At 26.1% G+C, this 4,961-nt stretch carries 4 protein-coding genes and 1 pseudogene; all 5 read left to right on the top strand.

From position 1 onward, the window contains the following. Nucleotides 1–196: pseudogene (locus AJ930_RS02400) on the top strand (hypothetical protein); the annotation flags it as partial. A 143-nt stretch (nucleotides 197–339) separates the two neighbouring features. Beyond that, on the top strand, nucleotides 340–1,869 hold the full coding sequence (locus AJ930_RS02395) for a DUF6402 family protein (RefSeq protein WP_070233466.1): 1,530 nt from the start codon (nucleotides 340–342) through the stop codon (nucleotides 1,867–1,869). Beyond that, the gene (locus AJ930_RS02390; RefSeq protein WP_070274789.1) at nucleotides 1,870–2,373 is read left to right on the top strand and encodes a hypothetical protein; all 504 of its coding nucleotides are present in this window, start codon (nucleotides 1,870–1,872) and stop codon (nucleotides 2,371–2,373) included. It abuts the gene before it with no gap. After that, nucleotides 2,360–2,491 (top strand): hypothetical protein, encoded by a 132-nt coding sequence (locus tag AJ930_RS10480; RefSeq protein ID WP_016818322.1) that lies wholly within the window; start codon nucleotides 2,360–2,362, stop codon nucleotides 2,489–2,491. Before AJ930_RS02390 ends, AJ930_RS10480 begins: the two co-directional genes overlap by 14 nt. Before the next feature lie 1,421 nt (nucleotides 2,492–3,912). Then, the coding region (locus tag AJ930_RS10795; protein ID WP_186820854.1) for a hypothetical protein at nucleotides 3,913–4,961 on the top strand (1,049 nt) is incomplete at its 3' end.

Below are 4,961 nucleotides of genomic sequence, written 5' to 3'. Positions count from 1 at the left end.
AACGACAGATTTTACTTTTGAAGAACTTCAAAACTATCAAGCTTATATCTTCCTAAACTCCACCCTCCTTACAGGCTCAAATGAACTTCCTAACAATCCTTTTTACTTTGGAGAATTAGATCAAGATAATACTATAAAACAAGATACACCTAGTTATTATTTTTCTCCTAAAGATGAATTCAAATGCAAATCATAAAGGATAAAATAATATATGAAAACAAGCCAAATATATGAAACTTTATAAATATGCTAGAATGTGCTGGACTAGGTATTCTATAAATTTAAATGAGAACATGCTTAAGGAATTTCTAAAAAATATAAAAACAATAGGATGAAATAATGGATGAAGAACTTTTTTGGGAAAACATTGTTCCAGTAGGACATATTAATGAAGAAACTTTAAAGAGCCAAATTTATATTAATAATATAAATTTTAGCACTTTGCAATATGATGAAACAGTTTTACCTACAGAATTAGAGTGTTGTTATAATGAATTTAAATACTATCAAAAAAGCAATAATGAAATAGCAACACTAGGTTGGGCTATTAGCTATCAACTTCAAGTATTGTGGCAAAATAGCCCTAAGATAGATACAATACAAAATTATCATCTCCCCGTAAAACAAAATAAGCCTAATAATCCCCAAGCAGAACAAAGACTAAAAGAAATACAAAATTTCTTACAAAGTAAAGGTATAGAACCCCTTATTTTACATTATACCCCTTATCCAAACAACACACAAACCCAAGAGATGAAAAGACTAAGGCAAAATTCAGAGCGTTTTTCTCGCCATATAGATAATAAAACAAATGAAGTAAGAGAAGAAAGGCGTTCTATTAAATTTTACACTACGCTAGATTGGGATAAGTTTTATTCTCATTTTCCTATAATAAAAAGACTAAGTAAAAAATTTCATACAAAAGAAGACATATACACTCAAAATTTTACAAAGCAAATAGAAATAATCTTACAAAAAACTCATAATATTTTGATATTAAAAAATTTGCCTCAAGGAGAATATAAATTTGATTTTGCTATCGATATAAAAGAAAATCGAAGCGATAAAAATGAAGAATCTTATATCATCATTAAAGAAAATGATGAAATTTCAAAAGATTATAAACGCATTTTAGACTGTAAGCCCTATGAGCTTGATACTTTAAATTGTCAATATATAGGTGTGGGTGATGATGAGTTTTTCAGACAAATTCGGGAAAATTTACAAGTAAATATCGCAAAGCAATTTGATACAGAATTTTCTCTTACTTGGTTTATTAAAACATATTTAAGAACGCAACCATTGACAATGAGCACTATGTTAGGTTATGATACATCGGAGATTGGGGAACAAACTTATGATGAACTCATGCAAGATCTATCTCTTTATGCTTGTAGTGGTAAATTTTCTTTTAATTTTGTTCCTTCGAAATTAAGCATTAAAAAAGAAATTCAAGGAGATAGAGAAAAGGTATCATACCGCGTTGATGAAATGCTTGTTTATGTTTATGATAGCTTTGATTTTTTAGATCAAGGACATGAATTTGATGATAAGGGAAATTTTATCAAGCTAGGACAACCTGTTGGAGCTTGGGATTTTAATGAAAAGAGTTTTAGTATTTGGGGTTCTACAAGACAGATGGAAACTTATAAACCAAAGAAATATTTATTTTTTATACCACAAATAACCTTTGCTGATATTCTACAATCCCCAAAAACCAAGCAATACTATCTTTACAATCAAGATTACCAAGACTATCAAAAATTCACTCCTTATGGTTTGGACTTTAAACTTTATAGTAAGGATTTTATCGCTAAACTTGATTTTAAAGATAAAGCTTATAATGTGCTTTATAATACAGGAGTTTAAATGGGAGAAGATATTACATTTTCTATTTTTTGGGGTTTATTTGGATTTATTCTTGCTTTTACTAATATAAAATTTTATCTTACAACTTTAAGTGTTCTTATTGCCTTTTCTATTTTAAATTATTGGATGAGAATTAACATAAAAGAATTTGTAAAATCTTATTTTTTAGTATATTTTATTATCTTTTTTATGGCTATTGTTATCATATTTTATCTTACCTATGGTATTGAAACTTCTAGGGATCTTGCATTACTTAGCTCTCTAGAAGCTAAAGAATTGTCACCGCAAGAATATAAAGCATATAATTATTTTGGATTTTTGACTTGTATAACTATGTTTTTTTTTACAATCACATTTTTTATACTTCCTTGTTTATTGCAAGCTTATTTATTTAAATGTTATAGCACAGAAGAAAAACGCAAAAAATTAAGTTGGTTTATAGGGTTTTTATGCAATATTATTATATTAATTGCAAGTGTGTATGTGGTATATGAAAATCTTTAAAGACTATCAAAAATTCACTCCTTATGGTTTGGATTTTAGACTTTATAGTAAAGATTTTATCACTAAACTTGATTTTAAAGATAAAGCTTATAATGTGCTTTATAATACAGGAGTTTAAATGGGAGATAGTATTACGCTTTCTATTTTTTGGGTTTGATAGGATTTATTCTTACTTGTAGTGTTATAGAATTTTATCTTATAGCTCTAAGCGTTCTTATTGTCTTTTCTATATATAAATTATTGGATTAAGATTAATATAAAAGAATTTGTAAAATCTTATTTTTTAATATCTTTTATTATCTTTTTTATGGCTATTGTTATCATATTTTATCTTACCTATGATCTTGAAACCTCTAGATCGCTTGTATTACTTGATCCTCCAGAAATTGAAAAATTATCACCGCAAGAATATAGAGTGCGTAATTATTTTAAATTTTTAACCTTTGCAACTATGTTTTTTTTAGTAATCACATTTTTTATACTTCCTTGTTTATTGCAAGCTTATTTTTTTAAATGTTATAGCACAGGAGAAAAATGCAAAAAATTAAGTTGGTTTATAGGGTTTGTGTGTAATGTTCCTATATTGATCTCAAGTGTTTATGTGATATATGAAAATCTTTAAAGACTATCAAAAATTTAATATATTTGATATAATATTCATTTATCTTAAATATTTAGAAAAAAATGGATAGAGAATTATTTATAACAAGGCTTGCTTTTATAAACAATGATGAAATAGACACAATAGATAAAAATTCATCCATAGCATACTTAAAAGCCTTATATCAATGTGAAAATTCCATAGCTATAAATTATAATCAAGAAGAGCTTTTCACCCAAGCTACCGCTATAAACAATCTAGGCTATAATTCTACTTTCACAAAAATCTTCATCCTAGATAAAGAAAAGCTCAATGATACCTATCTTGATGCTAGAAAAAGGCTTTATAAATCTATCAATACTTTAAAAGAAAAAAGAAATGAAAAAATAAAAGATATCCAAGACTATTTAAATAAAGAAATTTCCTTACAAGATAATCTAAATAATCAAAGCTTTAATACTAAGGAAAATGATGTTAATTTAATTTTAAACGAAGTATTTAACATAGAGCAATTTTATGATAAAAATACCAATACCATAGTATTAAAGACAAATAATATAAAAATCATATTCTTAGATAAAGTAAATTTACAAGATTTGCAAGATAATTCTAACAATACTTCTTTCATCTCTATGTCAAATTTGATCCATATTTATGATAATCATTGTGATATTTTTGCAAAAGATAGAAGTGTTTTGGATATAAAGGACATAGAAGAAAAATATCAAATAGATTTTAAAAGTTTAGATATAAAAATCTTTTTAAACTCCACTCTCCTTACAGGATCAAATGAACTTCCTAATAATCCTTTTTACTTTGGAGAATTAGATCAAGATAATACTATAAAACAAGATACACCTAGTTATTATTTTTCTCCTAAAGATGAAAGCAGTGGTTTAGGAAGACTTAGTATCTTTTATAAAAATGATGAACTTTGTTTGCTTAATTATTCTATTATAGAAAATTCTTTAAATATTAAATTAGAATGTTTAAGCAAACAAAGCTTAGAGTATAAAGACTTAATTTCAAACACTTTAAAAGAACAAAAAACCACACAAGTAGATAAAAAACAAGCTATAGCTAAACTTCATGCTCTTTTAGAAAATCAAAACCTAGAATGTATCCATGGAGGTAAAGTCATACTTAAATCAAACAAAGGAAAAACTTTTAAAGATGATGGTGTGCCTATAATGCTAGAAAGTGATTTATTAAACTCTAGTATAGTAGCTTGTCCTAATACTATAGCAGGTGTAAGTGTTCCTTGTACTAAAGTTGTTAATGTAAAAGGATCCTTATCTCAAAAGAAAGTCAATAATGAATTTGCAATCTTGCAAGAACTCATCTCAGCTTGTAAAACAGATAAAGGCTTTGCTTTAAAAGTAAGCTTTACTCCTACTAAGTTTAAATTTGATCACAGCTTTGATCCTAAAGAGGGCTTAGGAGAACAAAGTAAAAATCAAATAGAGTTAAAAGAGCCTATAATAAGACTTCATTATAAAAGTGATAGATTTCAAAAAGATAATTTACCTATCTATAATCTTTTAATCAATAATGAAAAAAAAGAACAAGATAAAGCTTTAAATGAATTTAATATAGATTTAAAAGATTTAAAAGATATAGAGGATATAAATATTCTTAATCAATTCAAACAAGACTTTAGTAAAGATTATGAATTTAAAGAATTAAATCTTAGCTTTGATACTAATTTAATCAAACTTTATTTTATTATCCCAAAAAACATTGCTAAAGTTTATAAAAGTGCTTATAAGGAATTTGAAAATAAAGATTTAGGAGTAGGGTATTTTACACAGCTACATGAGTATGATAAAATCATCAAAAATGCTTTAGAAGATAATAAAGAATTAAACGAATATCATTTTAGTTTTTTAGCTCCTGCAAAAATGCAAAATTTAAAACTTCAAATCGCACAAGGACTAGATGAAATCTTAGAAGATGAAGATAGAAAACAAGAGTTTTATGTTTGTAA

This window comes from Campylobacter sp. BCW_6871, from assembly GCF_001762325.1.
GTDB lineage: Bacteria > Campylobacterota > Campylobacteria > Campylobacterales > Campylobacteraceae > Campylobacter_D > Campylobacter_D jejuni.
Note: the sequence above shows the minus strand (reverse complement) of the source record. Positions and strands in the feature narration are given on the sequence as shown.